Origin of the sequence: Rhodococcus sp. A14, from assembly GCF_011603105.1 — a bacterium.
Taxonomy (GTDB): domain Bacteria; phylum Actinomycetota; class Actinomycetes; order Mycobacteriales; family Mycobacteriaceae; genus Rhodococcus_F; species Rhodococcus_F opacus.
In genome coordinates, this window is record NZ_JAAOQS010000035.1 from 47,122 (window position 1) to 73,263 (window position 26,142).

The following is a 26,142-nucleotide window of genomic DNA, read 5'->3' on the forward strand; positions in this document are numbered from 1 at the left end:
GTGTCATTCATCGTCACTCCTTACCGGAAGTGACGCTTGTGAGGCCACGACCGACGCGATACGGGAGGCGGGTGCAGACCATCCGTCTGCACCCGCACGCAGCATATCAAACCTTCCGTCTATTTTTCGACGGTTGCGTCACTTTTGCGATTCGAGGCTGCCCCCATCGCGCGGCAGAGGTATCCCTCATCGCCTCTTCACGCTCGTCACGTGGTGTTGGTTCCAGCCCCTGCCGGACATGATTCGCGTAGGGTGGCAATCCAACGATAATGTACCTACGCTGGGGAAACTCACGCAGGCTGTTCAGGGATCGATGAGTGTCGATGGGAGAACCACGCTCGCCCGCAACACCACACGGCGTGCCGCCCACGGTAGCCGCGGAATTGGCAGCGGCCGGATTCGAAGATGCGTGTGAGATCGGTCGCGGTGGATTTGGAGTCGTGTACCGCTGTCGCCAACAGTCACTGGACCGCTTCGTCGCCGTGAAAGTTCTCACCGCGGTATTCGATCGGGAGAACCTCGAGCGATTCCTTCGCGAACAGCGAGCTATGGGAAGGCTGTCGGGGCATCCGAACATCGTCACGGTACTTCAGGCCGGCACCACCGATGGCGGTGTGCCCTACATCGTGATGCAGTATCACTCGAGGGATTCCTTGGATGCGTTGATCCGCCGAGAAGGACCGCTCGGGTGGGAGGACACGCTCCGGCTGGGCATCAAGATGGCCGGCGCCCTGGAAACCGCGCACCGGTTCGACATCCTTCATCGCGACGTCAAACCGGCGAATATTTTGCTGACCGAGTACGGCGACCCGCAGCTGGCTGATTTCGGTATCGCCCATCTGGCCGGCGCCTTGGAAACCACGGCCGGAACAATCACCGGGTCACCAGCCTTTACCGCGCCCGAGGTTCTCTCCGGCGATCGGCCCAGCCCTGCTTCTGATATCTACAGTTTGGGCGCTACCCTGTTCTGTGCTCTCACAGGGCACGCCCCGTTCGAACGCCGGGAAGGCGAGCATGTAGTCGCGCAGTTCCTGCGGATCACCAACGAAACGATCCCTGACCTGCTAGATCGGTCGGACATCCCTGGCGACGTCAGTACCGTCATCGCGACCGCGATGTCACGCGATGCGAAAGCCCGCCCGGCCACCGCATCCGAATTCGGCCAACACCTGCTCGACGCTGCGCGTCGACACGCTCTCCCGGTCGACGAACTGCCGACACCCCCCACCATCAGCTCTGCGTCGCTCGATATAGAGCTCACTACCGCGGGGATTCCGACAGAGACATCGCAGCCAGCGCCCATACCTGAACCGACTCTGCCGCGAACAATGTCACATCCTTCACCATCGCCTGAGCCAATCGCGCGCGGAATAGCAGGCAAAGCCGGCAACCTTCCTCTGGAACTTACGAGTTTCATCGGGCGCAGGCGAGAACTGACTACAGCTAAGAAGTTGTTGTCATCGTCTCGTTTGGTCACCTTCACCGGTATCGGCGGAGTGGGCAAAACTCGTCTCGCTCTTCGTCTCGCCGACAGCTCACGACGGACGTTCAGCAACGGCGTATGGCTGATCGAGTTGGGCGAGGTTCGCGACCCCATGCTGGTGGTTGGCACCGTATCCACCACTCTCGGCCTCCGTAAACAAACCGCGGATCCCCCTCTCGAAGTGCTCACTAACTACCTCGCCACCAAACAACTCCTCCTGGTGCTCGACAATTGTGAACACTTGGTGGAATCTGTTGCTGACCTTGCGGAAACACTCCTTCAGTGGTGCCCCGACCTGAAAATCCTTGCCACTAGCCGTGAACCACTGGGTACCCACGGTGAAGTAATAATGCGGGTGCCGCCACTGACGATGCCGAGTGAAGAACGCCCATCGTCGATTCACGGTCTTCCCACCTACGAGTCAGTCAGTCTGTTTGTCGAGCGGGCCACCTCCGCCGTGCCCGATTTCCAGCTGACCGAACAGAACGAAGCCGCGGTGGCGGAGATATGTCGGCACCTCGATGGCCTGCCGCTGGCAATCGAGCTCGCGGCAGTCCGGCTACGAGCAATGTCCGTCCAACAGATCCTCGACCGCCTCGCCGACCGTTACCAACTCCTCACTGCCGGCAGCCGTGTAACTCCGACGCGACAGCAGACCTTGAGGTGGTGCATCGACTGGAGCTACGAGTTGTGCACCCGAGAAGAAAAGAACTTATGGGCCCTGCTCTCGGTGTTCTCGGGAGGCTTCGAGCTCGATGCAGTCGAAGGTATCTGCGGAGACGACATCGAAGCGGCCGAATTGTTCAACCTGGTGGCCTCGCTCGTCGACAAGTCCATCCTCATCCGGGAAGAACCGGGCCCGATTGTTCGATATCGACTCCTCGAGACCATCCGCGACTACGGCCAGGAGAAAGCGCGCGAAACTGGAGAATTCGCCGAACACCGACTACGCCACCGAGACTGGTACCAGCAGTTAGTCACACGCGCCGAAATCGACTGGGTCGGGCCCCGCCAACTGGAATGGATAACCCGCCTGGAGCGCGAACACGCCAACCTACGCGAAGCGCTCACCTTCAGCCTTGACGAGCAACACGAAAAGGACTCCGGGGTAAGGATGGCTGCAGCTCTATTTCCATACTGGCTCTCGCGGGGCCACCTGAGTGAAGGCAGGCTGTGGCTCGATCGGGCACTAGCTCGTCATAGCAAGAACCTCGCTACCGTGAAAGCGCTGTATTCCGACAGCGTGCTCGCCGGGACACAAGGGGATACTCACCACGCAGCCGCCCTGTTGGCCGCGGGCGACGAGATCGTCGCCGAGCAGGGACGGCCCCCCTGGGCGACCGTGTTCTCCGGCTACGCCGCTGGATGTCTGCTACTCGCGGAAGGTGATCCACGACATGCGGTCGGTCATTACGAGAACGCACTCCTGCTAGCCGAAGGAAACGGCTTCCTCTCGCGCCAAATTGGCTGCCTCTTCGGCCTCGGGCTCTCGTACGTGATGATGGATGACTCAGCACGAGCACTGATTCACTTCGAGAAGATTCTCGCCGTCACCGAACGACATCACGAGGTCGTATACCGCGGGAGGTCGTCAATGACCGGAGGCTGGGCGTTGTGGAGACAAGGCCACACTGACCGAGCTATTGCAGTGCTCACCGAGGGATTGCGGCTCACCCGCACCGCGGACGACCCCGCCGGCACCGCCCGATGCCTCCAAACTCTGGCATGGATCGAAGCAGACCAAGGTCGCAGCGAACGTGCGACAGTACTGATGGGTGCCGCCGAAGGCATATTTCAGGACATGGGCGGGCCGATGTTCAGGTTCCTCGACCAGCTCGAGTATCAAGGACGGTGCGAACGCCGAGCTCGAGGCTCCCTCAATGCCCGCGAATACGACAAGCACTACCAACGCGGGCTGCAGCTAGGAATACCAGCTGCTGTCGCGTACGCCGTCCAACAAACCCTTGAGCAACCTGCTCGCGCCACCGACACGCGGACGAGCCTCACCCGCCGGGAACAACAGGTCGCGGACCTAGTTGCCGAGGGGCTCACCAATCGGGCGATCGCCACCAAGCTCGTCATTTCGCCGCGCACCGCACAAGGCCACGTGGAGCACATTCTCACCAAATTGGGTTTTACCTCGCGGGCTCAAATATCCGCGTGGGTCGTCGAACAACGGACAACCTGACCCGATCGGGATCTATCGCGAGCCACCCACATGCTGCGGTCACGCCGACTTCGGATGCGACTCTGCCGCATCGAGTGCGGCCACGCCGATGGCGGCGATTCGCGCGAGCCGCTGCTGCTGTTCCCCGATCCCGCGGCTGCCCGTGAGCGGGGTCCGAGCGTGCGGCCACACGGAGGTGAGGATGCGGCTGTAGTCGCGGCCGGCGAGGACGGCCACGTCCTCCGCATCGAGCAAGCCCTGTGCGGCGGCCTGCTCGTGGACGGTGTCGGCGATGTCCGAACCCGGTTCTCCGAACCGCATCTCGTACGGGGCGATGACGGTGTCGAGGTCCAGCAACCCGTGCAATCCGGAGAGGATGCGGATGTTGTCGAGCGGGGCGAGCCGGCGAGCGGCCTGCTGACAGAGCCGATGGTAGGTACCGAGGTAGTGGGCACCGGCCGGTGTCGGGTCGACCGTCTTTCGTGCCCCACAAGGCACGATCACCAACGGGGCTGACTCCCCCGCTGTCACCGGGGTGACACCGTGTGCGGGCGCTGCCGCCGTGGCCGCGTGGTGGTCGTGGGTGACGTGGTCGGCAAGTGTCCAGTCGAGCCATTCCCAGCCCGGCCGGTGGCGGAGGTCGACGACGCCGTGGCGGTGACCGGCGATCAGGAACGGGGTGTGCCAGAGCAGCAGATCTGTGTTCGGCAGGCGCATCTCGATGCCGTCGTGACGGCGAAACCGTGTGGTGGTGGGGCCGACCGAGAGCGGGATGCCGCCGTGCTGGCCGCCGCCCTTCGGGTCGATGCCGGGACGGGAGAACACCAGACCCACCTCCATGACCAGGGCGGCGCCGGGGGTCGGAGGTGTCAGGGTCGGGTCGGTGTAGCGGTAGGTCGGGCGAATCAGCGCAGGCATGGCGGGTCCTTTGTCGGTGACAGGAGGTGGGCGCGCGGGATCGGCGGCCGTCGGGGTCATCTCGCCGAGGCCGGTCGCGCGGTATGGGGTTTTGCCGTGTGTCAGGCGGAAGTATCGAGGATGTCGAGCTTGGCGTGGGTGACCACGGTCTGGTCCTGGTCGCGGTAGGTGTCGTGGTCTTTGACGGTGGCGCGGCGGATCTTCACGCGCTGGCCGGGCTCGTAGTAGCGGATCCCGGTAGCGAACCACTTGATCAGCTGGTTTCCGTCGGTGCGGAGCACCAGCAGGGTCTTGGCGCCGTAGGGACCGTCGACGATCCGGCACACGGTGACGGTGGCGTCGAGGTCGGTAATCTTGGTGCCCTTCGGGGCGAGGAAACCGGGGACGAGAGTGGCGCATTCGGCGAGCAGTTGCTGCTGGCGGGCATAGACCGCGACCAGGGACGCGGCGATCCCGACCGACTTCGCGGACACGTACTCCCCGGCCAGCAGGGTGCGCAGGTTCATCCCGTAATCACTCGTCTCGTCGATGGTCTCGACGGAGGCCAGGACGGCGTCGATCAGCTCGGGCTGCTCGGTGCGGATCCGCTTCGCTTCAGTCACCCCGCCTTCGAGTTCGCGGCGCACCGCCGCGTCGCGGATGGCCGCAAGTCCCCACACGGCGGCTGCGATGGTGTCTGCGGTCGCGGGGATCTCACGGTCGCGGGCCCGGGTGCGGGAGATGTAGCCGCGGCCGCCCTCGGAGAACGCCAGCGCGAGGGCGATGGTGTCGAGCGTGTGCAGCGACCTGTCCCAGCCGGCTACCGGTTCACCCCACTCGTCGCCGCCGAGGTCGGGCAGGTGCTCGTCGAGGTCGTATTCGAGGGTCCACAGTCCGGCGACCTTCACCCCGAGGAACAGGGTGATGCAGGAGGCTCCGACCTGTGCGATCTCACCGGTATCGTTGTGGCGCAGGATGTACAGCTTGGCGCGGCGGCGGAACTTGCCGCAGTAGTCGCAGTGCGGGGTATCCGGGCGACTCCAGCCGTCGAGGTTCTGGCCCGGTGCGCAGAAGGTGACGTATCCGGCTTCTTCCTCCTCGAGTCGGGCGACGAACACCCAGCCGCCGAACCCGATCCGCGGGGCGGACAGGGTCAGGCGCACCCGGTCCTGTGCGGTGGTGAGGCCGAGGGCGTTGGTCTCCTCGTGGGTGTAGGGGTCGAGTTCGTAGGTGAACCGTTCGGCAATGTTGGTGCGCGCCAGTCGGGTGTTGGCCTTGTCGATCTGTACCAGCGCGGCCGGCAGGTTGGTCATCGGCAGGTCGTACGTCACGGCTCCCCCATTCGTCGGACTCTCACTTCCATCATAACCTTACAAGGTGATCTTGTTATGTTGCTACACGGAGTGCGAACCGACTACCGATTGGCGCCGACATCGGCGCGGACACACATGACAGACCCAGAGGCTCCGGGCCGTGTTATCGAAAAGAGCTCCCCACCAATCAATACGGACCTCAACGCTCCTGGTTGTCTTACAGGTAGTCGATCTCCCCTTAGAGGCCGTGCGACCGGTTCCCAGCCATTGCTATGTGCACGCGGTACGACGGCGCCGATTTCGCCGTGCGAGGGTCTGCATGTGCCATGCTCCGCATAGAAGAGCGAAGGGAGAGTCCATGCACTGGACCAGATTGAGCGCACTCAGCAAATTGCAATTAGTCATGTTGCCGACCGCCGCGGCATCGCTCACCCACTCCGCGACGCTGCCAATTCCTGGGTCCTGACGATGTGGGCGTTTCTCATGGCCGGCCTCGGCGCGCACGTGTGGTACCGAGCAGCCGAACCGAATCCGAACGAGGACCGTCGCCCATGACAGCAACCGCTTCACACCAGTAACGGACTACGCGAGTCAATTCCTGGAGGAAGGGGGCGTGTCATCTTCGCAATTTAATGGGTTGAATCCGGGCACTATCCGCGAGACTGCCGGTAGTACCCGGATCCAGCCAACCGGGTGTTCGCACCCGCTACGGTTTGACTATGGGGACCACCTTCCACGGGCCGAGTCCGTGGCCGCACATCACCCGCGCGATCCGCACGCGCGGTCCCCGGCATGCCGCGATCGCCCATCTCGGCCAGGACGCGCCCACCCTGCCGCTGCGTGCCGGGGATGTTCTCGTCGTCAACGCCTCCCGCGCCGCGGTGCGCGCCCACGCGACCTCCCCGGTCGCGCTCGCCTACTACGTCGACGCCGGGGTGCGGGTGCTGTCGTCACCGAACCTGCACGCCAATGTCATCGCCACCGACCGGCGGGCGGTCATCGGCTCCGCCAACGCCTCCCACAGCTCCACCCTCGCCGAGGAGGCCGTCGTCGTTACCGACGACCCCCAGGTTGTCGCCTCCGTGCGGAGGTTCATCGACGGCATCGAGGAGATCACCGAGGTGCCACCAGCTCGGCCAGATCCTCACCCGCGCAGCAGGTGTGGACCAGGTAGATCTCACCGATCCGCAGTCGATCGACCGGGCGCTGCGGATCGCGGTCGCCGATCCCGCGGTGCTGGCCGAGCTGGACGCATGGTGGCAGATGGCCGAAACCCGCAGGGCCGGCAACGGCACCCGCAACCCGGGTCTGGGTCTGGATCAGTCGATTCGGTACCTCACCGACCGGCTCGACGCCGACACCGTCACACCGGAGGCGCTCGGCGAGTGCCGCCGGCAGGTCGCCGCGGTCGATCAGACGATCATCAGCGCGAAGGACCTTCCCGAACTCGCGCACCCGGACGCCGAGACGCTCGATCTTCTCGGCCGCTACCTGGAGGCACGTTCCCGAGTTCTCGCCCTGGCATGACCCCACCCGGGTGAGCCGACGCCAAGGCGCGAGCCACAGGGGTGGACGGCGAACCGCCACCCGCGGACGCGACCTGCCGGCATTGCCAGTATTGCGTGCATTGCCAGGCGGTGATGGCGATTCGGTGACTCGTGGGGACGAGTCATTTCCGCCGGTCATGCCGCGTATTTGCCGCGGTGGTTCAGAGGTTCCAGAGTTGGAGCAGAGCAGCCCGCAGGCTGGGGGAGGCGATCCGGTGGTCGGCTCGTAGCCGGGGGTTGGGGTGCCCGAGGTCGGCGAGGGTCTGCTCGGCGTCCGGCACCGGGATGGGGGAGAGGTCCAATCGGCTGCGCAGGAGGTGACCGACGGCGCCGCGGGCGTGGAGGATCACGATCGCCTCGGAATCGACGACCGCTGGGGGGCGAATCCACTCGTTGTCGGCGGTGACGAAAATCAGGACGTCACCGCGCTCGAGGCGGCTGTCGGACTTGTCGTGGTGAAACCATTCGAGCTGGTACTTCGCTGCCGGCCCGGCAGGGCCGCGATGCCGGCGCGCCTGAGCGGCCCACGTGTGCTGCTCGGTAGGACCGGGCGTGAAGTCGACGGCCGTCACATCCCCAGTCCCCCTCGACCCGTCCCGTCCCGTCCGCATCAATGCCTGGACGAGGAGGTTGTGAGCGTCCTACGGTGTCGGTGTGTGTCGCGGTCGGTGCGCAGCGAACACCGCCACTGTTCCGACGACGGTGATGTCGACGGTCTCGAATGCTGCCGACAGTGCGGTGCGCAGGCCGTCCAGATCGTCGGCCCGGTTGTCGAAGGCCTTGATCGGCCCGTTGTAGAGGGCGCAGAGGGCGCGGCCGAAGAGGTTGTGCGTCACACCCGTGCCGAGGATGGTGGAGCCGAAGAACACCCCGTCGGCGGCGACGACTTGGGCGATGTGCCCGAATGCTTCCCCCTTCTGCTCCCAGGTTCCGGGTACGCAGTGGAACACGAAGTTCGCTGCGACGGAATCGAATACCCCCACGGTGGGGTCGATGGGGGCGAGGATGCTTCCGGTGTGGACGGCGGGGGTGATGTTCCGGTCGGCGAGCCGGCTGGTGGTCATCGCCATGGTGTGGGTATTGAGGTCCATCAGCGTGATCTCGGGAGCCGCGCTCGGGTAGGTGGCCCGGTGGAGGTACCAGCCGGTGCCGGGGCCGATGTCGAGGTGCCGGCCGCCCAGGTGGGTGTTGTAGTGGGTGAGGAGCCGTTCGCGGGGGCAGCGCCAGGCGTAGGTGTTGCTCCACTTCAGAACGAAGGTGTCGTACGCCGCGAGGACGGCCCGGCTGTACTTGTTGGCTCCGTCCTTCTCCGCCTGAGTGACCTCACCGGCTGTCATGTGTGTGCGCTCCCCCTGATAATCGTTGATCTGTCGTTGTATGCGAAGCCGATCCCCCGCAGGCCGGGGACGATCCTAACGGCCTTGAGAACGTTCCGTTGCGGTGCACCACGTTCACGCACGTCATTCCCCCATCCGACACGTACACACACTGCGGCCGGAACCTGATGGGGAACACAGCGTTTCGCCAGCTCGGACACCTCCACAGGTCGCGCGAACGACGGTGATTATTCGGTTCGCCGCCGGCGTGATGCGCGGAGGTCGGTGCGCGCGCCCTGGCCAGGTCGGTTGTGGGCCCACGCGGTGATCTCTGAACGTTTGAACAGCGGGGTCCGGCCGATCCACTCCACCGGTGCCGGTGCTTGCCCACGGGAGACGTATCCGCGGAACGTCGAGGCGGACAGCTCGTTACCGGTTTCCTCCTCGATCAACTCGAGGGCCTGAGCTGTGGTCAGTCGATGCGGGTTGGCCATCGGTGAGCCCTTTCTGTTCACCGCCCTTTTTCGGCGATGCCGGCGGGGGTCCGGTTCGGTCGGTGCTGCCCCACGATACAGCGATACATTGCAAGGTGCGAGCCGCACGGGAGTTCCTGCGGAGCACGCTCCGGCGGAACGTCACCAGGGGCCCACACGCTGTCCCCGCCCGTGCAAAAGACAGTCTTCATGCGCGGCCGAAGAGCTGCCGCACGCCACCGTCCTCATCGACCGCATACAGGGCCATCCCCAACAGATCCAGAATCCGCTGAGGTGCCCGCCCCGCCGCCTCCACCGATCGCGGCTCGTCACGAACGACCAACGCAAACGACACCGACTGATCCGCCTCGCTCGGCATCCGCCGCACCAGCTGCCCGATAGCGGTATCGACGTCCAAACCCGGCGCGGTCGTCGCACCCTTGACCTCGACGTAGAGCCGGCGCCCGTCCTTCTCTGCAACAATGTCGACGACATCCTCGTCGGTACGCACCGTCCACCCCTGAGACGACAACCACCCCGCGAAGTCCCGGGCCACGCGAGCCTCCTCACCTCTCATACCGCCACGGTAAGCCAGAAACGTCAGTTCAAACCGTCTCATCCAAGCGACACGGACCCCACGGTGCGCGATACTTCAGGCGCCGAACACGGCACAACTCGAGCCTGCCCGAAAGATCCCGTGCGGCGAGACGGTCGTCTACGACGCTCCCTCCCGGACCCAATCCGTGCTAATCACGTAATCACCTGGCTACTAACGAGATTCGTGCCAACGACGCCTGACGCCACCCAGAGCTGACTGTGCAGGCGACGAGCCGGGAACCGGGGCGTCATGCACCTTCCAGTTCGGCGTGGCCTGGGCCGGCGGTTAGCACCGTGTCGTGGCGGGCTCGCCCCGGAAACGTGCCGCGATGAACTCGTACGCATCCGGAAAACCCACCACCGCGGTGGTCATGTGCTCGGAGATGTCGTAGGGCACGAACGTCAGCCTCGCCCCGCCCGCGCAGTACCGGCGCGCCACCTCCGCCACCGAATCAAACGGCGTGAGCCCATCAAGCGTGCCGTGCCACATATACACCGGCGCCGACGGCACCCCCTCGAAATACCGGAGACTGTTCTCCCGCAACACCTGCCGCGCCGCCGAACTCGCCATCAGACTGGTCGACGCCGCCAACTGCCCGGCGTTGCGGAACGCACCATGGAACAGCAGGAACCGTCGGCACTCGTTGCTCATCCATTCCCGCAACCACAGACCGGTCTCATTGAGCTGCGAAGACACCGGCAACCGGGTCGGGTACTCCCGCTCGAGACCGATCGCCGCCGCGAAGGCCAGCCCGAAACCCGGATGCGGGTTGAAGCCCAGCCCCTCGGCCATCTGCTCGAGATCCGCCGGCACTCCGCCCTGCACCACCGCCGCCAGCTTCAGCTCCGGGGCATAGGTCGGCGCGAGCGCCGCCGCCCACGCGCTGGCCATTCCCCCACCCGAATAGCCGGCCAGGGCCACGGGACTGTCCGCCAGCCCCAGTTCGGCCACCCGCTGCACCGCGCGGACACTGTCCAAGGTGATCATGCCGCCGAGCTTGGCCGCACCGTATGCACCGGTCGGGCCGAGGTGATGGGGCACCGAGACCGCCCACCCCCGCTGCAGACCCAAGTACATCCCCGGTGATTCCTGCATCTCCAGGTTGAACAACGCCCGCGACGGCGCGCACTTGGTTCCCAACGAGTTGACGATCGCCTGATACGACACCAACGGCGGATTCGCCACACCCCTGGGAAGGAGCACCGTCGTGACCGCCAGAATCGGGTTTCCGGCCGAATTCGTCGACCGGAACGCGACCTGCCACCCATCGGAGTTGGCGTACATCCAAGTGTCGATCCGCCGCGTCCGCACCACATCACCGGGATGCTTGGCCCCGAGATCGGCGGGAGCGACGTAGAACGGGTCCGGGTCCGGCCACGGATACAGCGGTTCCGCGCTCGCCGGCACCGGAACCACCATTCCGAGGAAGAGGACACCGAGAACCGCCGCCACCAACCCCCGCACACCTCGCCACACCACGTCCTGCTCCCTCTGCGCCCCCTCGTCAGGACACGGTGACTGTATCCACGCGGGCACACACTCCGTTACCGCAGCGGTCCCCGGCAACCTCGAGCCACCGTCCAGTAGCCAATGCCCGGAGTGCAGGTTCCGCATCCCGCTTCATGCCGGCACTCACCAGCCGCGCCGCCGCCGCCGCGCCCGCCCTGGCGCCGTGGTGCCGCGACCCGCAGCCCCCGACACCGCAGCCATCAGAACTTCTCGGTGAGGATCATCTCCAGTACCCCTGTGCCCGCCGGGACCACGGTGCACGGCGGCGGTGTCGCCGCCTGTGCGGGATCGAGCACACCCATCACCAGTTGCAGGGTGTACTCGTCGTAGGGCATCCGGAAATGCCCGGACTGATTGGACGGGCAGAGATCCCCAATCATCAGGTTCGTCGCCGACCCGTCGCGCAACGCGATATTGGTCGCCGGCTGAATGACCTCGTCGACCCACGAACCGATCGTCGTGTACCGGGTCCCCGCAACGGTGTCACCCCCACCATTGAGGTCGTCGAGGAACGATGATCCCTGGGCCTGCTGCTCCAACGCGGGCGACACCAATTCCGGGGGGGATTGCCCTTCTCGCCCACTGCATGCCGCCGGGAGTCTGCTCGAGGACCGGAACGAGACCGAACAGGGTCCCCCCGTAGGTCGGTGAGGAAAGGCCGATCCACTGATCGACTATGGCTGCACCACCGAGCCGGTTGACGTAATAGCGGGCCACCGTCGCTCCTTGCGAGTAGCCGACGAGGTCGACCTCGGCAGCGGCGGTCGCGGCGCGGACGGCGGCCACGAACTGTGCCAGCTGGCCGGCGCTGACCGTCATGTCCTCGGTCCCGTAGTTGTCGCCCCCGGGCGCACCGCCGTAATTCAGCGCGAACACGCAATACCCCGCCGCGGCCAGTCGCGGACCGAGCGCCGCCCAGTCCGAGTACGCGTTCGAGTCCGTGCCGTGCACCAACACCACGGGCCTCGGATGATCCCCAGTCGGAATACAGGTGAAATCGTTGACGCCGGGCGGAACCGATCCCGGATGCTGCCGCGCATACCGGGCGGCATCGGGATGCTCGCTCTGGGCGGGACCGACCCGGTCCGGTACCTGCCGTACCGAGCTCACCCCGGGCAGGTCCGGAACCTCCTCCGCCGCCGCGACCGGCGCCCAAAGAACGCCCGCGGCCAACCCCACACCCACTGCCACGGCCGCGGCCGCCCACCTCATCTGTCGATATGCCCGCATCCTGCCGCTCCCTGCCCTACCTCCGCGGCCCGAACATTCGTGCCGACACCACTACCCGAGCACCCCGGAACCGAGTCGGCTCCGGTGTCAGTGTGGAATATGTTGAGCGCAAACGCTATTAGGTCAATCGTCCAGTTACGCTGGGTCGCATGCCATCCGGGAATACTCCAACAGTGCGACCGCTGCCGCATCCGACGAGGCCATCCTGCGGGTTCGACCACTATCGCCCAGTAATGTGACGCACAACACAGCTAGGGTTGCGGAGATGCCTTACCCTGCTGAGAAACACGCCACCTAAGGCTTCCCCCACGAATCGACACACAGAGTGAGTCGGAACCCGCGTCCACTCGAGGAGGTGCGATCGCCATGACCACAGAACAGCTGGTCCGCAACCCCATCACCGCGGTCCGGGTCGCTGCCGATATCGCCAGCCAGTCGCCCCGAGACGTTGTCGCGGAAATGTTCTCGTTCGACCTCGACGACGGGAAGGTCGACCTCGACGCAGTCGAACGGATCCGAGAGCGCGAATTCGACGACTGGGTTTCCGCCACCGCGCGGTCCGGCCTCTTCTCCCCGCGTGAGATCGAGGCCCTGGCCAGGTCATGGCACGCCGACCCCCGGTCGCTGTTCGAGGCGCTCCTCACCGACGCCGACGACATGACCCGCAAGCGCCACGAGATCGCCTGGGACTCGCTCGACGAGGCCGACTCACTCGAATACGCCTGACGGTGGCGGCCACCGACGATGGAACGCATGACAGCCAACGCACCACAATGAGCGACGAAAAACGTTGAGGTGAACAGCAAGGGAGGACGGCACCCGATGACGAACCCGACCGTTCCGGAGCAGTTGCTGCACCACGTGCAGGACCGCACCACCGAGATGCGCCGATGGCTGGATGCGGACAACAACAGCGAAACGCTGATGGCGCACCTCCACGACGAACCGGTCGACGCAGCGTGGCTGCGCACCTACCAACGCCTGGGACGCGACCTCATGTCGGCCGTCGGAATCGCGCAGGAGCAGTTGCCGCGACGTCAATAAACACCGAACAAGACTGTGCGCTCGTAAGGGTACCGGCCACGCGCGCGGTCCTTCGAACCTTCACCCCCGCCGAGCACACAGCGATTTCGGCCTTGGGTCGACCCGACACCTACCCTTGGCAACGACCAAGACCTGAAAACCCGTTCGTCGATCCTTCGGGTGCGGGGCGACCACTGCTCGATCTCCGCCAAGGCGAAGGTGTCGCGGGGCGGGTCATCGGTGGGACCTCCGATGTCGGGGCGCCGACACCTTGCGCCTGAGTTCCCACGTTCCTGAGGTGCAGCCGCCGGCCGCCGCCCTGAACGTCGTCGCCCGTCCGGCTCACCCCTGGGGCAGTCCTTGTCGACGAAATCCGAAGTCCGGGCGGCGGGGTAATCTTCTACGAGGCCGGAAAGCCTTGCAGAATAGGGGCACACCGAACACCATGCGACGAACCTCGACATCGGGTATGCATGCAGTGCGTCGTTCAATCCCATTCAGGACGGTTCAAGACAGCCGTCCGGCCGATGATCTCGTTACGCGAAGGGCAGGTGAATGGCCACCCAGAAGCGGGCGGAAGTCACTCGTCGCGCATTGCTCCATGCCGCGGCCGAGGTGTTCACCCGCCGCGGCTACGCAGACACGAAGCTGAGCGAGATCCTCACCCAGGCCCTGGCAACTAAGGGGGCGCTGTACTTTCACTACGCCTCCAAGGAAGAACTCGCCCGCGCCGTCATCGAGGAAGGCACGAGGCGGTTCACCGTCGTGTGCACCCCGTATCTCGACTCCCCCACGCCGGCATTCGAGGCCATGATCGGCATCTCGTTCGTCACGGTCGACGCCGCCCTCAACGACGCGGTGATGGGGGCAACATTCCGCCTCATCACCGAAATGGGCGACTACCGAAGTTCAGAGACGGACACCTTCGCGACCTGGACATCCACCTACCAACTCCTGGCCCGCCGAGCTATCGACGAGGGTGACCTGCGCGAGAACACCGATCCGGACGCAGTCGGTCAGCTCCTGGTGGAACTCTTCGCCGGAGCACACCTCCTGGCCACCGACAACCCTGTCGCCCTGCCCACGCGTACCGCGAAGGCGTGGGACCTGCTCCTCCCGGTGCTGGTGACCACCCCGAAGGTCGACTACTTCCGACAATTCGTCACCCGGAGGCTGCCCACGGTGGGTCTGCCGTGAAGGTTGCCATGTCAGGAAGCTCCGTCTGTAGCTCGGCCGGACCGACACCGAACGCAGCCACGGAAACCGCCGACCGGAGTTCTCACGCGGGGTCCGCACCACCGACGCGGGGGTTGGCGGCCGCGTTCGCGCCGAACCCGACTTCCTCACCACAACGGTCACCCGGATATTCCTGTGGCACACCACCGTCTATCACCCAGCGCCGACGAGGAACAGGCGCAGGCGGCCCACACGGGCGTGCACCCCTCCGCCGCGGGGCCTGCTGCGATATACCAAATGGATTGGATGCGCCCCGACCAACCCGGTGACCGACCGCAGCGGCGTGACGTGTTCCCCAAGGTGACCGACGACAAGGAGTGGATCTTTCCCGCCCGCCGTCGTGGACTCCGACGCCATCCCCATACCCCAGCGCTGTCGCTCATCTCCTACGCACCCGAATCGACCTGCACCCACTCGGTGCGGGACACCGAGAAGATTCTCGCCGACCGCGGACAGCCCAACCTGTGGCAGGGCACCGACCACAAATCGTCTCCCCCAGCCTGCGTGCTGCCCTGCGACTGGGAAACCTGTGACACCGGTGGCTCACTCGCAGTCAGACCAGACCCCACGCGGCGGGCCGGCACCGTCGACGCAGTCCCGCCCCCCAGGGCTGTCGGTTCTGCATTCCGCCGAATCGATCCTGGAACCCGCACGATGTCAATGACATTCATCCAGAACTCCGGGCGTTGACCACGACGGCGCACTCCGGCCGGCACGTGGCCAACCGCTCGCTGTGATCCTGCACAACTTCCTCAATCACCGCACCCAGTAGGTCGAGGCGAATTGCGTCGCCGCGGTTTGTGACGACTCTTCCTCGGCAGCACAGTCGACTTCGATGTCTATTCGGTGCGCGTTAATCCACGTCCTATCTTCCGTGTCTGTCTCGGCCTCGGCCTCCGGACCGATGTCGTGTCACACACCGCGGTGCTGCTGTGGGGCACGGTCGAGAAGGTCGGGTCGACCGCGGGAATGTGGAGCGCTGCCGATCCGTTCCTGCGGGCCCTTGACCGCGCATGATCGGAAACATCGTGCCCGAGCTTGCCATGACGCTCCGTCTTCGGTGGGGCCTGGTCGAGATCCCACCACTCCGGTCCGTCCTGAAGCGTTCGGGCAGGACGCCTTCGAATCAGCAGTGCCCGCACGATCACCACACTCACCGCCGATGCCCACCAGGCGACCGCAGCGATCAACACCTCCTGCGCTGCGGCCAGGAACACCGCCTGTCCCGTGATCGGGAAAACGCACTCCAACCAGGGCATATGGATATGTGACGCGTGTTGCGCAACGGTCACGGTGTTGTTTCGGGGTGCTGTCGTCGGCGCAGTTGCCCGGGTGAGCAAAGTGTAAGCGCCCCGACACCACCGGCCATCGAGCGGACATATTCCGCCCCTATGGTCATGCGAATCTTCAATCTCAGGAGCTAAGCCGTGACAACATTATCTCAGCGCCCTTCGAACTCATCGCCTCCCCCGGTATCGATCGGGCATCGGATCGACAAATGGGACCCCGAGGACGAGGCCGCGTGGGAGGCGGGCGGGAAGAACATTGCCCGACGGAACCTCCTCGGCTCCATCCTCGCCGAGCACATCGGATTTTCGGTGTGGTCGGTGTGGTCGGTGATGGTGCTGTTCATGCCCGCGGCGGTCTACCACATCGATCCAGCCGGAAAGTTCTTCCTCGTCGCCATACCCACACTGGTCGGAGCAGTTCTACGCCTGCCGTACACGTTCGCCACCGCCACATTCGGTGGCCGCAACTGGACCATCATCAGCGCACTGGCCCTGGCGGTGCCGATGACCTTGACGCTGTACTTCATCTCGAGGCCCGAAACGTCCTACACCACGTTCATGATCGTCGCCGCGTTCGCCGGCCTCGGCGGCGGGAACTTCGCCTCCTCGATGACCAACATCAACGCGTTCTACCCGCAACGCCTCAAGGGCTGGGCCCTGGGTTTGAACGCGGGCGGTGGGAACATCGGCGTCCCGGCCATCCAGTTGATCGGCCTGCTCGTGATCGCCACCTGGGGCAACCGCAGCCCACAGATCGTCTGCGCGGTGTACCTGGTGCTCATCGGCATCGCCGCCATCATCGCCGCCCTCTACATGGACAACCTCACCGACCAGAAGACCGGCGCACGATCGTTGATCGATGTGCTCAAGTTCCGCGACTCCTGGATCATCTCGTTCCTCTACATCGGAACATTCGGATCGTTCATCGGATTCAGCTTCGCCTTCGGCCAGATCCTGCAACTGAACTTCCTCGCCGGACTCACCAACGGCGCTCCGGCGACCCCCGCCATGCAGGCCACCGCCGCCCTGCACGCCGCCCAGATCGCCTTCATCGGACCGCTCCTCGGGTCCCTGTCCCGCCCACTCGGCGGCCGCCTCGCCGACAAGATCGGCGGCGGCAAGATCACCCTCTACAGCTTCGTCGCAATGATGGCAGCCGCCGGTATCCTCGTCGTCGCCGGCACCGTCGACGACGCAACACCCGGGGCCGCGAACACCGCCCTCATGACCGCCTACGTCGTCGGATTCATCCTGCTGTTCGTCATCTCCGGAATCGGCAACGGCTCCGTCTACAAAATGATCCCGGCCATCTTCGCGGCGAAAGCCGCAGCACTACACCCCCACCACACACCCACCGCCACCGTCTGGTCACGCACCATGTCCGGAGCACTGATCGGAATCGCCGGCGCCGTCGGCGCACTCGGCGGAGTCGCAATCAACCTCGTCCTGCGCGCGTCGTACCTCGGGGTACACAAGTCGGCCACCACCGCATTCTGGGTGTTCGCCGCGTTCTACATCATCTGCGCCGCGATCACCTGGACCGTGTACCTCCGGCGACCGACCGCATCGACACCCTCACCGGCCGGCACCCTCACGCCTGCTGCCTGAAAAACAACTTACGGGATGTACGGGAACGCCATCCCACACACGGAACCCCTTTCAGCAGAACAAATCCCGGCCTCGGTGCTTCACGGCCGGCTTGCGGGTCAACACACTCACGACAGCGATTCAGCGCCCTCGGCGCCGCGTCGACCGACGGAGCCGCATATCCGCTGGCCTCGTCCAGCACAGCAGGGACCGTTCGGCCCCTGGAACACATCGAAAAGGAAATCTACGAGCATGAGAATGTCCAAACTGATGGCCGTCGCTGCCATGACCATCGCGTCGATGGGAATCGTCGCCGGCACCGCCCACGCGGATCCCGCACCGGCCCCGGCCGCCGGGGTCGGGTGGAACCTCACCCGCAACGGTGACCAGGTCATCGTCAACACCACGGCCGGGTCACTGAGCAACGAGAACAACCACCTGATCGTCCGCGACGCCTCAGGTGCCACAGTCGAGTCGGTGCCACTGTCGATCGCCATCGACGGCTTCGCGCACCCCGTCGCCGCACAGATCAACGGCCGCACCGCAACCCTGACCACCGACACCAGCCCGGCCGCCGCAACCCCGGCCACCCTGCCTCTGCGGCAGGTCGACCTGCCCGCCGCAACCGCCGGAGTCAAGGACAACATCACCCTCACCGCGGCCGTCGGCGGCTTCCTCGGCGCGGCAACCGGTCTGGTCGGCGGCTGCCTCCTCGGAGCCGTGGCCGGGGCCGTGATCTCCGCACCCGCAGCACTGCTGTTCGGCGCGGGCCCGGTGGCCGGATGCATCGGCGGCGCATTACTGGTCGGCGCGGGCGCCTCCCTCGCCGGCACCGCGATCGGCGGCCTCGGCGCCATGGCAGCCAACGCCGATCCGTTCATCACCCTGCTGAACGCACCCCCGGCCCCGAAGAAGTAACACGGCCCAAAGCGTCATCGCTGGACAACTCCCGTGGGTGCGGGCCGCCTGGCGGGCCGCACCGCGGACCCTCGCGTTGCAGATACGGATTCGTATCCGCGCAGCATGACGAGTGGATGAACACCACTGGAGCAGGCGTCGCACACCGTGCGCGGCCGACGCACTGCTGAATGGGGCCAGGGTCGACGTATGCGCGAGCATCTCGCGGGGTCGGTCCCGACGCGGCGTCACTGGCTTCCAAATGGGGCCGGGAAGGACAGAAACGAGGACGACCGGATCGAGAAGCTGGGCAGGAGGATGAGCATCTACTCGGCGTCCAGTTCCCTCCGTATCGCGTCGAGTTCCTCCTTGATCCGAGCCGTCCTGTTGTGTCATGGATCCGTAGGGCGTCATCAGGATCAACTCAGTTTGCTGCGGTGAGAGCGAGTAGCGCACGCAGGCGGGCTGCGGCCTCGTCCCCTCCCTTTGATCGAAAGATCAATGCCAGGATTTCGAATGCGTTCTCCTGCGCCAGATTCGCTGCGACCAGGAGTTCATATCGTTCTCGCCGTATCGGCCCGCCAGGGTCCGGACGTTCCATCATCCTCACCTCCCTCCCGGACATCCGACCACACGGGACGCTCAGCTCGGTCGCTTTCCGAGCGAGTCGGGGCCGAGTCGGTGCACTGCCGGGTCGTCCTCGAAGCAATTCCCACAGAATCAGCCATTCCTGCTGCTCATGCGGATCGCGCTCGTACTGGCCACCGTGACAGGCCTACCGGTCGAGATGCACAATCGGACAAGTCCCGCTAGCAGCGGACAATCGCCCTGCTCAACGGGGCGATTGTCGGGATGGGCGATGCCGGGAAGTGCGGCGTCGAGAGAAACACGCGAATATGAAGGAAGCCTCCGACGATACGAAGTCCACCAAAAGTGGCGGGAATCCCCACCCCGAGTGCAAGTTATGGGATCTGATCCTGGATTCGGCCACCTTGATGGCCGCCGCAGTGATCATCGCCCTCACCCTCACCACCGGTGGATACCTGTGAACTGACGCGCCAATGCCGGGCCCCTGCCCCGCCGGCCAATCGCGGGTCGCAATATGTACCTGCCGCCGGGGTCCAGGCCGCCCGAGAATGGGAGCGAACGGCGCTGATCACGATACGGCGGCAGACCGCCTGCCGTCCCAGACTCGCCGCGCTCACGTCGGCGAACGAAGCGCCAGCGGAAAAGTACTACTCCCCGCGGCGAGGTGTGGCGCGTTCCCACCAGTCGATCGTCTCGCCGTCGGCCCCGAGCCACCGCTGCCGTCCACCACCACCCATGCCGCCGCGGATGCGGCGCTTCCCCGAACGGCTGATGTGTCCGGCATTGGACGCACACCGTCGCCCTACCGAGCGCGGGCCGGCTCGTCAGGTCGGCGGATCGAGAACCCGGACCGACCGCGGAAGCGGCTGTACCGCAATACCGCAACGCCTCGCCGCCGCCGCGAAAGACTCCGGGCGGGGATCCACAGGCCAGGACACCTCCCCGGCCGGACCGAATACCGCGGCCGCATTCGCCGCCGGGCCCGTGGTGAACCGCGTCTGGTACCGGATGCCGTCGAACTCGGCATCGAATGCCGCCGCCCACGCCCGGGGAACGTCGTACGGTGTCATCGAACACAACTCCCGGGTGAGCCCGAACGCGGCAGCCCCGTCGGCGCAGGTGTCCGCGAGGTCATGGGTGCCCGGTACCCGCAGAGTCGACAGTGCCCGCTCGGCCGCGAAGTCGTGGGCGATCACCCCGAGCGATGCCAACGCCTCCCCCACCGTCTCCCGGATCGCCGTCGTCTCATCGAATGCGACGTAGCACGTACCGCGCGGCGCGGCCAGATCAAATCGTCCGCCACCTGACGAGGAGAACCACCACGGTCCATTCGAGACCCGGTGACCCCGCTTGACCTGCCGCCTCCCGGTCAACCGCCAACCAGGAAACCCGGTGAGCGCGCGCGTTCCGGGCGCCCGCAGAGCAACGTCCTCCCGGGTCACGCCGCCCACCGCTGCACATCCGCGCGGGCCGCCGCCAGGACCGGGTCGACCCGGCCGCCCTCGGTCAACCAGCCCACCGCGGTCTTACCGCCGAACGCATCCTGTGGTGCCCGCAGCCACAGCGCACTCGTCCACGGGTCGGCCCCTGCACGCAGGACACGCCACACCTGCACCAGCGCCGGGTCCACGGTGCCGCTGCGGGTGAACTGCCACACCGGGTAGACCCATTGCCCCTCCTCGAGCTGGCAGGCGATCACCGCGTTGGTGGCGACCTTCTTGCTCACCGCCTGCCGACTGACCTTCCACCACCGAGTCAGACCGGCGGTGTCGTAAAACGGGCCCACGACCTGGTCATAGACATGATGGGTGGGAAGCGCAGCCGACATCGCGTCAGCGATCGCCTGCACGTCCGCGAACGCGTCGGTGGGCACGCCGGCCGCAGCGGCGGCGGCGAAGGTACGGTGCACCCGCTGCGAGAGCTCCTCCATCAATTGCTTCTCCTGCTCCACCAGCGACGTCATCACCCACACCCACCCTTTCGCGTCAACTTTGTCAACCACAATGATGCACCAAAGGGTCAACCACGTCAACCAGACCGTCCACTCCTTTGGCAGACGGATCTTGTCAGACTGCGCTATCTACCGGCTCGCCTCGACTTGTCGCGCACTGCACGACTCGGTGTTCTTTTGCCGTCACGGAATCCGCCGCAACGTGGCGGAACTGCCACTGGGCCTTGGGATCAGTCGTCGGCTACCCACTCCATGAGGGCGGAGTAGGTCCATGGAGTGTCTGAACACGTTATCCAGAACGCCCCGGGTGGCGTGACACTGCGTGCGGGCGGTAGGCGACGCCAACCAGGGGTCCATGACTGCACGATCCGACGCACGGAAGTTTTACCAGCACTCCGCCTTCCGTCGTTCTGATCAGATTCCGAATCCCCCACGGGGCCTTCCGCGCAGAACAACCCACGCGCCAGCGTAAGATCCACCGAAATCCCAGTGTCACGATGGATCGTGTTGGCCGGTTCGCTCTACCGTTGTTTCGCCTCCGTGGCTTATGTCAGTTTTGCGGCTGGCCGACACCATAAGGACCGGCCGACCTGGCTTGAGAGGAGCGTGGCGTCGCCCCTACTGGGATATGCCGATCGACCGGTCCATGCCACCCACCCGCAACCTGGGCAGGAGACATAACACCATGATGGTCATCGGGATCGATGCGCACAAGCGCACCCACACCGCCGTCGGGGTCGATCAGACGGGACGGCAGCTGTCGACGAAAACCGTTGGTACCACGAGCAAAGACCACCTGACGCTGCTGCGATGGGCGACTGAACAGTCTGGTGATCGACTTTGGGCTATCGAGGACTGCCGTCACCTGAGTCGGCGTCTCGAACGCGATCTGATCGCCGCCGGCGAACGAATAGTTCGGGTCCCGCCGAAATTGATGGCGAACGTCCGCGACGGCGCCCGCACCTACGGCAAGTCGGATCCGATCGACGCGCTCGCTGTCGCACGCGCGGCCCTGCGTGAGCCCGATCTGCCCGAAGCCCGCCTCGACGGCACAGAACGTGAGCTCCGGCTTCTGGTCGACCATCGCGAGGACCTCGTTGCCGAGCGGACTCGAATCATCGCACGCCTGCGCTGGCACCTTCACGAGCTCGACCCAGGGTGGAAGGCGCCGACGAAAATGGACCGGACCAGCGCGTTCGATAAAGTCCAAGCACATCTGTCGAACTGTTCGGGCCTTGTCGCCGAACTGGCAGCCCGACTCGTCGAGCACCTACGCCGCCTCACTGTAGAGATCGACGAACTCAAAGGGGAGATCACTTCCCGAACCGCTGTGCTAGCCCCTTCCTTGTTGGCGATTCCTGGGTGCGGACCGCTCATTGCAGCGAAGCTGGTCGGTGAGACCGCTCGTGTCGATCGATTTCACTCCAAGGATGCGTTCGCACGGCACAACGGGACCGCGCCGCTTCCGGTATGGTCGTCGAACCGCGCTCGACATCGACTCTCGCGCACCGGGAACCGTCAGCTCAATGCCGCAATCCACCGCATCGCACTCACTCAGGCCCGCTGTCATCCCGACGCTCGAGCACTGTTGGCACGTCGCAAGGCCAGCGGCGACGGTGGAATGGAAGCACTCCGCATCCTCAAACGCAGACTCTCGGACGTCGTCTTCAAAGCGATGGCCGCAGATCTATCTCTGATGGTCGCCGCAGCCGCTGCTTGACAGAGGAGCAAGTGATAGTCCCCGGACACGAACTGCGGATCCACCAGATGGTGTTCGCGCCCCCGTCGTGGAGGTGGAGTTTCTTAAATTGCCTGCAATTCCGTTGATCGTGTTCTAGTGAGATGCCGCGGTAAGCGCTGCCGTCCTCCGGCGATATCTGCCACCGGCCTCTGAGGTCCTGGATGCCTCACCGATCTGAGATTCATTCGCGCAGCTGATACCTTCAGCTCACAGGGGTTGGCAAGAACCTGTAGTGAAGATGAGTCGTGCTGCGCTTTTAATTCCCGTCCGCGCCATACTTGGCGGCATGCGATCTCATGGCTGGGTGGCGATCTGCCACCGCCGACCGAACGCGAGAACCGGGCAGGTGGTGCCGGGGTGGTCACGGACCCTGGGTGACGAGGCGGGTCGGTGGGGATCTCTCCGAGCCCTCGGTGTTATCTGGCGTCCTCGGGGCCGATCGCCGTGCGTAGATCTTGTGTCACACCGTTCGGCACGGTAGTTCGGTGCCGTGCTCCAGCGGCTCAGCGGTTTCGTCCGCGTCAGTCGCGGAGTTCGCCGATGTCTCCGACCCCTCCCTGCAGGTGCATCCGGCCATCGGACAGCTTGTAGGTGACGCCGGCAATAGCGCAGGCACCACTGGCGACGCGATCGGCAATGATGCGCGAACGCTGCATGAGGAGAGTCCCGGTCTCCACGACGTGGCGGCCTTCGAGTTCGTCGACGGTGGTGAGGCCCTCTTTGCGACCCATCATGATCGACGGCGCCACCCGTTCAACGATGCTGCGGATGAAGCCGTCCGGAACCTTGCCCTCATCCAGCGCGTCCAGAGTGGACTTCACGGCGCCGCAACCGTCATGACCCAGCACGACGATCAAGGGCGCGTCGAGGATCTGCACCGCGTACTCGATGGAACCGAGCACGGCGTCGTCGAGGACGTGGCCGGCCGTTCGGACGACGAACATGTCACCGAGGCCCTGGTCGAAGATGATTTCCGCAGCGACACGTGAGTCTCCGCATCCGAACAACACCGCGGTGGGGTGCTCTTCGTCGACGAGCTGCGCGCGGTCGACGATTCCCTGGCTGGGGTGGATCGAGACTCCGCTGACGAAGCGCTCGTTACCCTGGCGGAGGGTTTTCCACGCGGCAACCGGGTTGGAGTGAGGCATGCGGTTATTGTTCACCTGCGCTGTTGCGCCTTCTCGGCGGGAACATTACGGCGACGGAAACTCCGGTTCGCGCATCGGCGAAGAGACGTGTGAGGAGCAAGTGGCGGGCGACGCCTCCGCGCTGATCAGCCGGTGCGAGTCTCCACGCATCGAACACAGCGGTCAGCAGGGACGCCCTGCAAGAGGATCAGTGCGCACGTGCGGTTCCGGCGGCTGCACCGGCGCACCGACCATACCTTCGCCGATCTCGCCCGACGCATCAACCCGATCGTGTGGGGATGGATGTTGTACTACGGTGCGTACCACTTGCGGACCGGACCGAGTACGCACCCTCAGATGTCCGCGCAGGGAATACCACCGATCACGGGACGCAGCCCGCCGGACGCACCCGACAGGTACCTGTGGCGGTTGGTCCCGGCAGACTCCTGAAGGCTCATTTCGAGAGCCGGCGACAGCCACCTGCGCCTATGACGAGATAGGTCGCCGTCGTGGCTCTATGCAGGAGTTAATGCTGTCGGGCCGTGGTTCTGCGCGCCAGCGAGGGCCTGCTGGCCACCTTCGAGTACGTGCAGGAGTCTGCGGGAACCGAGACCGGCGAGATCGGTGGCGAGCAGGGCCGAAACCCTTCGACGGTGAGCTGGTCGACGATACCGGTTTCATCGTCGATGAACGCACGCAACCCTTGCGGATGCTGCCGTCGGACGAGCTGGAGTGGGAGCGTTTGACCTCCGCCGCGGTCGAAGACGAGGCCCTACCTTGTTGTCTGCACACGGAGCGCGCCCGGTCGGAAGGTCGTGCTCGGTGAGCCATCGACGGGTACCCGTGTGGGTGTAGTCGGGCCGATTCGTCGAATAGACCAGGGTGAAGCCGAGTCCCTCGATCGCCCAGGCGAGGTCGAAACCAGACTCAATCACCTCCGCATCCGCGATGTGGGAGAAGAACGCCGGCCACCACTCCCTCGCTGGCCGTTCGAGTTCACACCCGAACATGGACATGTCGGTGACCACGCCGTCGACATCGAGGAGTACGACTCGGTCGTCGCCGGGACGTTGCCGCGTGTACTTCCGAGCGTGCGTCTGCCGGCCATGTCGGTTTCCCCCTGTCTCCGCTGGTCACGCGGAACAGCTAATCAGAGTGCGATGCAGCGTCGCCGTAGCCACGCCGAGTGTTGCGCGAGCGCGGTCACGGAGACGCCGGCGCCTTTTACTTTGCGAGCGATTGCCTTCCGTTGGCTGTTGGCCGTGGGCGGTCGGCCAGCGTTGCGCCCTTGCTCGAGGATCCCTGCCGTTGGCAGTGCGTTGGCGGTGCGTCGACGTGGCCACAATGGCAGCGGTGGGGTGCACATCTCAATCGACTCCGATCAACTCGCCTGTTCCGCCGTACGGCGTCGTCCCGAACAAGAGCAATGACGATCTGGTGCGCTTCGTGAACGGAACGTTGGAACGGGTGCGTACGGATGGAACATGGATAAGCATGTACGACAAATGGTTACGACGGGGAGGGCCGACCGAAGTCCCATCGGTGCCGAGATATGGTCGCCACCCCGTCCTGGATGTGAGTCCGCGGGTGATGCTCGCCGATCGGATCGTCGGGGCCCTGCACCTCGGATGCCGGGCCTGGCGATCCACACGGCAGACCGCCGGGCGTCGGCCGACACATGCGCACGGCGACAGCGAGGTTCGCACGGACGCGGGGCCGCGCAACGCCACACCGAAGACGAAACCGACTGAGCTCACTCCTGGGGCTGCCGCCCTCGCTCGGCCTCCTCCCGCACCGCTGCCGCGACCGCCGGCGCGACGGTGACGTCGAACACGCTCGGCACGATGTAGGTGGCATTGAGCTCGGACGGCGACACCCTGTCGGCGATCGCCCCGGCCGCGGCAATCAGCATCTCGTCGGTGATGTCGACCGCGTGCGCGTCGAGCAGACCACGGAACACCCCCGGGAAGGCGAGGACGTTGTTGATCTGGTTGGGAAAGTCCGACCGGCCGGTGGCCACCACGGTGGCATGTTCGCCAGCGACGACCGGATCGACCTCCGGGACCGGATTGGCCAGCGCGAACACGATCGACTCGTCGGCCATCGCCGCGATGTCGTCGCCCGTGACAATGTTCGGCGCCGAGACCCCGATGAACACGTCCGCCCCGAC

At 65.2% G+C, this 26,142-nt stretch carries 19 protein-coding genes and 4 pseudogenes; 11 read left to right on the top strand and 12 right to left on the bottom strand.

Annotation, left to right across the window (positions count from 1 at the left end):
• The first annotated feature begins 323 nt into the window (after window positions 1–323).
• Entirely contained in the window at window positions 324–3,671 is a 3,348-nt protein-coding gene (locus tag G9373_RS19795; protein WP_167116376.1) for a protein kinase, read from the top strand.
• Window positions 3,672–3,710: 39 nt separating this feature from the next.
• Here the strand turns inward: G9373_RS19795 and G9373_RS19800 are convergent, their stop codons facing one another.
• Window positions 3,711–4,568 (bottom strand): DUF6884 domain-containing protein, encoded by an 858-nt coding sequence (locus tag G9373_RS19800; RefSeq protein WP_240960632.1) that lies wholly within the window; start codon window positions 4,566–4,568, stop codon window positions 3,711–3,713.
• Between the two features lie 101 nt (window positions 4,569–4,669).
• A complete protein-coding gene (locus G9373_RS19805) occupies window positions 4,670–5,878 on the bottom strand; it encodes a hypothetical protein (RefSeq protein WP_346842839.1) in 1,209 nt (402 codons plus the stop codon).
• Window positions 5,879–6,579: 701 nt separating this feature from the next.
• Here G9373_RS19805 and G9373_RS46565 point away from each other — a divergent pair.
• Both G9373_RS46565 and G9373_RS19815 read left to right on the top strand, forming a co-directional pair.
• A pseudogene (locus G9373_RS46565) lies at window positions 6,580–6,984 on the top strand (phosphatidylserine/phosphatidylglycerophosphate/cardiolipin synthase family protein); the annotation flags it as partial.
• Window positions 6,985–7,021: 37 nt separating this feature from the next.
• Complete coding sequence (locus tag G9373_RS19815; protein WP_167116382.1) at window positions 7,022–7,387, top strand: hypothetical protein; 366 nt, start codon at window positions 7,022–7,024, stop codon at window positions 7,385–7,387.
• A 181-nt stretch (window positions 7,388–7,568) separates the two neighbouring features.
• Here G9373_RS19815 and G9373_RS19820 read toward each other — a convergent pair.
• The 6 genes and pseudogenes from G9373_RS19820 to G9373_RS19845 all read right to left on the bottom strand — a co-directional run.
• Window positions 7,569–7,970 (bottom strand): annotated as a pseudogene (locus tag G9373_RS19820) (phosphatidylserine/phosphatidylglycerophosphate/cardiolipin synthase family protein); the annotation flags it as partial.
• A 78-nt stretch (window positions 7,971–8,048) separates the two neighbouring features.
• Window positions 8,049–8,744, bottom strand: coding sequence for a class I SAM-dependent methyltransferase (locus G9373_RS19825; RefSeq protein ID WP_167116385.1), 696 nt, complete (start codon window positions 8,742–8,744; stop codon window positions 8,049–8,051).
• A gap of 227 nt (window positions 8,745–8,971) precedes the next feature.
• Window positions 8,972–9,217 (bottom strand): transcriptional regulator, encoded by a 246-nt coding sequence (locus tag G9373_RS19830; RefSeq protein ID WP_167116388.1) that lies wholly within the window; start codon window positions 9,215–9,217, stop codon window positions 8,972–8,974.
• Between the two features lie 187 nt (window positions 9,218–9,404).
• Window positions 9,405–9,752, bottom strand: coding sequence for a hypothetical protein (locus tag G9373_RS19835; protein WP_167116431.1), 348 nt, complete (start codon window positions 9,750–9,752; stop codon window positions 9,405–9,407).
• 327 nt (window positions 9,753–10,079) lie between these two features.
• Window positions 10,080–11,213, bottom strand: coding sequence for a lipase family protein (locus tag G9373_RS19840; RefSeq protein ID WP_167116436.1), 1,134 nt, complete (start codon window positions 11,211–11,213; stop codon window positions 10,080–10,082).
• A 290-nt stretch (window positions 11,214–11,503) separates the two neighbouring features.
• Window positions 11,504–12,533 (bottom strand): annotated as a pseudogene (locus G9373_RS19845) (alpha/beta fold hydrolase).
• Window positions 12,534–12,899: 366 nt separating this feature from the next.
• Between G9373_RS19845 and G9373_RS19850 the strand changes: the two are divergent.
• The 6 genes from G9373_RS19850 (at window position 12,900) to G9373_RS19875 (ending at window position 19,614) form a co-directional block, all read left to right on the top strand.
• A complete protein-coding gene (locus tag G9373_RS19850) occupies window positions 12,900–13,259 on the top strand; it encodes a hypothetical protein (protein ID WP_167116391.1) in 360 nt (119 codons plus the stop codon).
• A gap of 96 nt (window positions 13,260–13,355) precedes the next feature.
• Complete coding sequence (locus G9373_RS19855; RefSeq protein ID WP_206032392.1) at window positions 13,356–13,577, top strand: hypothetical protein; 222 nt, start codon at window positions 13,356–13,358, stop codon at window positions 13,575–13,577.
• Between the two features lie 534 nt (window positions 13,578–14,111).
• Complete coding sequence (locus tag G9373_RS19860) at window positions 14,112–14,753, top strand: ScbR family autoregulator-binding transcription factor (RefSeq protein ID WP_167116396.1); 642 nt, start codon at window positions 14,112–14,114, stop codon at window positions 14,751–14,753.
• A 1,466-nt stretch (window positions 14,754–16,219) separates the two neighbouring features.
• Entirely contained in the window at window positions 16,220–17,689 is a 1,470-nt protein-coding gene (locus G9373_RS19865; RefSeq protein WP_167116399.1) for a nitrate/nitrite transporter, read from the top strand.
• A 231-nt stretch (window positions 17,690–17,920) separates the two neighbouring features.
• Window positions 17,921–18,586 (top strand): hypothetical protein, encoded by a 666-nt coding sequence (locus tag G9373_RS19870; protein WP_167116402.1) that lies wholly within the window; start codon window positions 17,921–17,923, stop codon window positions 18,584–18,586.
• 875 nt (window positions 18,587–19,461) lie between these two features.
• Complete coding sequence (locus G9373_RS19875; RefSeq protein ID WP_167116404.1) at window positions 19,462–19,614, top strand: hypothetical protein; 153 nt, start codon at window positions 19,462–19,464, stop codon at window positions 19,612–19,614.
• 363 nt (window positions 19,615–19,977) lie between these two features.
• Here G9373_RS19875 and G9373_RS19880 read toward each other — a convergent pair whose 3' ends face one another.
• Window positions 19,978–20,595, bottom strand: coding sequence for an RES family NAD+ phosphorylase (locus G9373_RS19880; protein ID WP_167116409.1), 618 nt, complete (start codon window positions 20,593–20,595; stop codon window positions 19,978–19,980).
• The gene (locus G9373_RS19885) at window positions 20,592–21,116 is read right to left on the bottom strand and encodes a hypothetical protein (protein WP_167116440.1); all 525 of its coding nucleotides are present in this window, start codon (window positions 21,114–21,116) and stop codon (window positions 20,592–20,594) included. Before G9373_RS19885 ends, G9373_RS19880 begins: the two co-directional genes overlap by 4 nt.
• Window positions 21,117–21,660: 544 nt before the next feature.
• Between G9373_RS19885 and G9373_RS19890 the strand changes: the two genes are divergently transcribed.
• Window positions 21,661–22,824 carry an IS110 family transposase gene (locus tag G9373_RS19890; protein ID WP_240960634.1) on the top strand — a complete coding sequence of 388 codons (1,164 nt, stop codon included), beginning with the start codon at window positions 21,661–21,663 and terminating at the stop codon, window positions 22,822–22,824.
• A 542-nt stretch (window positions 22,825–23,366) separates the two neighbouring features.
• Here the strand turns inward: G9373_RS19890 and G9373_RS19895 are convergent.
• Window positions 23,367–23,993, bottom strand: coding sequence for a carbonic anhydrase (locus G9373_RS19895; RefSeq protein WP_167116414.1), 627 nt, complete (start codon window positions 23,991–23,993; stop codon window positions 23,367–23,369).
• A 1,377-nt stretch (window positions 23,994–25,370) separates the two neighbouring features.
• Between G9373_RS19895 and G9373_RS46570 the strand changes: the two are divergent.
• A pseudogene (locus G9373_RS46570) lies at window positions 25,371–25,484 on the top strand (ABC transporter substrate-binding protein); the annotation flags it as partial.
• 241 nt (window positions 25,485–25,725) lie between these two features.
• Here the strand turns inward: G9373_RS46570 and G9373_RS19905 are convergent.
• The coding region (locus G9373_RS19905; protein ID WP_277346597.1) for a malic enzyme-like NAD(P)-binding protein at window positions 25,726–26,142 on the bottom strand (417 nt) is incomplete at its 5' end.